Source organism: Microbacterium alkaliflavum (genome assembly GCF_044325405.1).
Lineage (GTDB): Bacteria > Actinomycetota > Actinomycetes > Actinomycetales > Microbacteriaceae > Microbacterium > Microbacterium alkaliflavum.
This window is the reverse complement of the sequence record NZ_JBIQWL010000031.1, coordinates 1-972: the sequence shown is the minus strand read 5'-3', so window position 1 is coordinate 972 and position 972 is coordinate 1. Positions and strand designations below refer to the sequence as shown.

Annotated in this window: 1 protein-coding gene; it reads right to left on the bottom strand. The window is 68.7% G+C overall.

Features of this window, described 5'->3' with window-relative positions:
- On the bottom strand, positions 1-972 hold a 972-nt coding region (locus ACH3VR_RS23320), incomplete at both ends, for an ABC transporter substrate-binding protein (RefSeq protein ID WP_397558734.1).

Here is a 972-nt window from a genome sequence, read left to right as displayed (position 1 = left end):
CCCCCCCAGGACCTCGGCGAGGCTGCGGTAGAAGGCGTCCGCGACGTCCAGGTCGTAGCCCGTGTCCGGGGGGCTGATGACGACGTCGGACTCCGAGAGGAGCGAGTTGAGGCGGACGGTGCGCTCATCGATCGACTCGGACGCGGTCGCCGTGACGGGGACCGCCTCGGCCTCGACGAACGCCTGCGTGTTGTCGGCCGAGCTCAGCAGCGCGAGGAACTCGGCCGCCTTCTCCTGCTTGTCGTGGTCGCTCTTGGCGTTGACGACGTATCCCGTGATGACGCCGATGACGCTGTCGGGGTCGGCTTCGCCGGGCATCGCCGGCAGGTTGACGAAGTCGAAGTCGAGGTCGGGGGCCTCGTCGATCGCCCAGCTGACCAGCCACGAGCCGATCGCGTGCATCGCGGCCTTGCCCTGGAAGAACAGCTGAGCGCCTTCGTTGTCGTCGATCGCGTTGACCGACTCATTGACGCACTTGTGCGCGGCGAGCTCCTCCACGTAGCCGAAGGCCTGCTGCCACTCGGGCGCGCTGAAGTCCGCCTCGCCGCTGAGCGCCTTGTCGTACTCCTCGTGGCCCACGACGCGCGAGACCAGGTGGGCGAGCCAGTTGCCCGCGGCCCAGAGGTCTTTGTTGCCGGACGCGATCGGGATGATGCCGTCGGCGGCGAGGGTGTCGCACGCGTCCAGCAGCTCGTCCCACGAGGTGGGCGCCTCGATGCCGGCGGCATCCAGGATCTCGGTGTTGTACCAGAGCACGTTCGTGACGTCGGCGATGTGCGGCACCATCAGGACCCGGCCGTCGAGCGTCGCGGCACCGTACTGGCCCTCCTCGAGGACACCCGTCAGCGGGCCGTCCTCGATGAACGGCGACAGGTCCGCGACGAACCCGTCGGCGTCGCGCTCGAGCAGACGGTTGCCCACCCACTCGAAGTAGACGTCGGGAGCGTTGCGCCCGTTGAGGAGGTTCGGCAG